This window comes from Salinivibrio sp. MA427, assembly GCF_001996115.1.
Lineage (GTDB): Bacteria > Pseudomonadota > Gammaproteobacteria > Enterobacterales > Vibrionaceae > Salinivibrio > Salinivibrio costicola.
In genome coordinates this window covers 1-4,004 of record NZ_MUFH01000279.1, presented here as the reverse complement: position 1 = coordinate 4,004, position 4,004 = coordinate 1, and the positions used below count along the sequence as shown (strand labels likewise).

Below are 4,004 nucleotides of genomic sequence, written 5' to 3'. Positions count from 1 at the left end.
GTTAAATACAGAAGTGCTCCGTACAGCGACACAAATCGTACTTTTGAATCTATTAGTGGTGTTTTTTATTTGGAAATATGCCAAGCAAATAAATCGTGCAGAGAGAAGTCGCGCATATTTGGATACCGTTATTCATAGTTATACGGATGCTTTGTTAGTGCTGGGCGAAAAACACCGCATTATTACAATCAATGAGTCGGCAAAAAAGCTTTTCGAGCTTGAGTTGGTTCCCGACGAAGCAATCAGTTTATCCACGATAATTTCTCGTGTCACGCCTAATTCTCGTGGWTATTTTTCTCAAGCTCTTTACGGCTTGAATGGACGTGTTGAACGCTCCTATGAAATAGAGACCGACGAGGGCGTTCGCGTTGTACAAGTGAAATCGACCCCCATTAAAGACGAAGATCCTCGCKCACTTAATGTCGCCATTATACGTGATATCACTGAGCAACATCTGGACAAGCAAAAAGTGTCCAAAGGTGCTGAGCTTTTCTCGGCGATGAAGAGTTTACAAGATAAATTTTTGATACGTGAGGACTTTAAAAAGAGCTTTAAAGATGTGTTAGACATTCTACTCCGTATTGGTGAGAGCAATCATGGTATTATTGTTGAAGTTGGCCATCATGACGATGATGATATAGATTACAACCTCCCTTACCGTATTTTGGCACAAACGCGCCTGGTTAAAAATAACTTTATTGGTGAGGAATTTGTTCGTGGCTTAATCGAAGATATTATTGAGACGAAACAGAGCAAGCGTAGTCTGCAGATGGCAGGTGTTGCCGGTAATAACCAGAAAATGATTGTTAATGTGTTTGGCACGCCGCTCTACNGTCTACGACATACAATGAAGAGTTACAAAGCTGGATAGAGCCGATTTTATCAAGTTTGAGTTCGATGGTGCACTTTGTGCAACAGAAAGCACTGAACGATATGATTTCACGAGAAATGGCGCGAGCGAAGGAACAAGCTGAGCGCGCAAATGAATCAAAAACTAACTTCTTAGCAATGATGAGTCACGAGATTCGCACACCCATGAATGGGATTGTGGGGATGTCTAATCTATTGATGGAAACCTCGCTTACGCAACAGCAACGCTATTTTGTTGACACCCTACAGAATTCATCGACGGCATTATTAAATATTATTAATGATGTGCTCGATCTCACCAAAATAGAAGCAGGTAAAATGACGCTTAGCAAGCAGTCGGTAGATTTGGCTGAGATCGTACATGAATCTCTAAGTATATTTACGGCGAAAGCGGCTGAAAAACAATTACGTCTCCATTGCTATATCGACCCCAACATGTCATGTGACATTGAATTAGATGCGATGCGTTATAAACAAGTGATTATTAACCTTGTTGGTAATGCAGTGAAGTTCACTAAGCGCGGTCATATCTGTGTTAATCTATTTCAAACGCATGATGACAGTGGCATCACCAAGCTTGTCATGGAAGTCGAGGATACCGGAATTGGTATTCCGGAAGATCGTCATGATGCTATTTTCGAGAATTTTACGCAAGTTGATAATTCGTATTCTCGCTCTTATCAAGGAACCGGCCTGGGCTTGCCCGTCTGTCGCAAGCTTTTGCGTTTAATGGATGGGGATATTTATATACGCAGTCAAGAAAACCAAGGGACTACTTTTGTCGCGGAAGTGCCGATTAGTGTCCCTAATCCTGATTGTACGCTCTTATCAAGTTACGACTTGAGCAACGCTCTTGAGGGTTATCATATATTTTTAGTCTCTGGCGATAGAATATTGACTAAGACGCTGACTGCTTATTTACAAGGTTTTAATCTCGCGCTAACGCCATGCTCTGATGGACGAAACCTTGAACTGGGCGAACCTGAACAGACGGTCCTAATGGTCGATCAAGACAAAATGCAAGGCTGCCAGGCATTTGTCGGCAGCGTGCATAAGTGTATCGCAATCAGTCATGATGGGCATCATGATACAGGAATGGCCACGCTGACTTGTCCCATTTACCATGCTGAGCTTTATAGAGTATTGAACGAAGATGAACATACGTTAGTTGATCCAAGTCCGGATGCGGGGCAATACGAYAGTATCAATTTTGATCTCAATGTCTTGGTGGCAGAGGATCATCTTGTTAACCAAGAACTTATTGATATTATTTTGGCACAACTCGGCTGCCAACGAGCGCTAGCCGTGAACGGAAAAGAAGCGCTTGAACTGCACAAAAAGACCCCTTTCGATATCATTTTGATGGATTGCCAAATGCCGGAAATGGATGGCTTTGAAGCGACTCGGCAGATCCGTGAATTCGATAAACACACGCCAATTTTAGCGGTAACAGCCAATGCGTTGTCTGGGGACGCTGAGCGATGTGTGGACGCGGGAATGAATGGGCATTTAGCTAAACCGTTTAGTAAAGATCAATTAATTGAATTGTTACTACTTTACGCTAACCCAGACTCGGTCCGTTATGGCGATGATAGCGGCGTTGAAGCTCAGCCCCAAGATGATGGAGAACCTGCCATGAGTGACTCATACCCCATTGACGTTCAGCATGTCAAAGATCAAGTAGGTGATAGTATGGAGCTAGTGACCATGCTACTTAATAAATATGTTAATAATCAAACCCAAGATTTAACCGCGCTGAAGCAAGCATTTGAACAGCAAGATGTGGGTAAAGTTAAAAAACTCGCACACAAAATGAAAGGTGCAGCAGCCATGATCGGAGCGAACGAACTGTCTAAAACGTGTCTAGAGTTGGAAAAGTCACCGCATGAAGATCTGGAATCGTTGCAGCCCTACATTCTTCCTATTGAGAAACAAACAGCATTAATTGTCGAACAAACAGCCAGTTTATCGGAAACATCTTGATACATGCTCTGGCGCTGGTTAGCATAACACTCAGTGTCGGTTAGAATGAAAAATAAAGACCCATCAAAGACCTAGGGTCTGACAGTTGCTGTCGGACTCTAGGTTTTATTGTTAAGGATAAGCTGATGATAAAGCGTTTTGTATTAGCCAGTTGCGCTGCTCTCATCCTTTTTGGGTGTGGTGAGCCAGCGATATCTTCTCCCTCAGAGACGCCAACGCGTCCTGCTAAGTTATTGACTGTGGTAACGAATGAAGAAGGATTAACCCGGGAGTTCCCCGCTCAGGTTGAAGCAGATAACAAAGCGTTACTGTCATTTCGAGTCTCAGGCGTTATTGAATCTATGCCGATAAAAGCAGGAATGGATGTCAAGAAAGGGCAGATGCTCGCGGCGCTTGATAATCAACAGTACTCACTGCAGTTAGACAAAGCGCGAGCACAATACCAGCTTGCTCAGGTTCAATTTAACCGTGCTGATCGGTTACACAATGATAAAGTTATTTCGGAGCAGCGGTTTGATGAAGCGCGTTCGGCACTAAGCGAAGCTGCGGCTGGTCTTGAACAGGCACAAACCAACCTAAATTACACCGAGCTCAAAGCGCCGTATGCAGGCACCGTGTCATTAAGAATGAAAGAGCGCAACGAGTTTACTCAAGCACAATCTCCGGTGCTGCATATTCAATCTAAAGATGTTATTAACGTGAGTTTCCAGTTACCGGAGCGCTACTTTCACTATTTCGCCCAGCATCTTGATACCTTAACGCCGAGTGTTTCTTTTGACACGTATGAGCATCGCCAATTTTCGGCTCAGTTTAAAGAGATCGATACTGAAGCGGATCCAAAAACCGCGTCTTATCATGTCACGGTCAGTCTGAGTCGACCCGATGCGGTCAATGTATTACCAGGGATGGCTGCGAAAGTCCATGTCACCATACCGGCGCAATCACAGCCCCAAATCCCTGATACGGCAGTGGTGCAATCAGACTCAGGAAGTGCGGTTTGGCGGGTGAATGAAGACGGAGAGATCACCTTGGTTCCTGTCGTGCTCAAAAACGGCAAGATTACCTCTGGGCTTGACAATGGCGATGTCATTGTCGCGACGGGTGCGGGCGCACTTGAAGCCGGTGATCGAGTGAGAGCTTGGGTGAAGGAG

At 44.4% G+C, this 4,004-nt stretch carries 3 protein-coding genes; all 3 read left to right on the top strand.

The genetic code is table 11. The features are described from left to right. A partial coding sequence (locus tag BZG79_RS13230; protein ID WP_199877854.1) for a PAS domain-containing protein occupies positions 1-871 on the top strand: 871 nt, incomplete at its 5' end. 38 nt (positions 872-909) lie between these two features. After that, positions 910-2,853: an ATP-binding protein gene (locus tag BZG79_RS13225; RefSeq protein ID WP_199877852.1), complete on the top strand. Its 1,944-nt coding sequence runs from the start codon at positions 910-912 to the stop codon at positions 2,851-2,853. A gap of 125 nt (positions 2,854-2,978) precedes the next feature. Continuing rightward, a partial coding sequence (locus BZG79_RS13220) for an efflux RND transporter periplasmic adaptor subunit (protein ID WP_077774634.1) occupies positions 2,979-4,004 on the top strand: 1,026 nt, incomplete at its 3' end.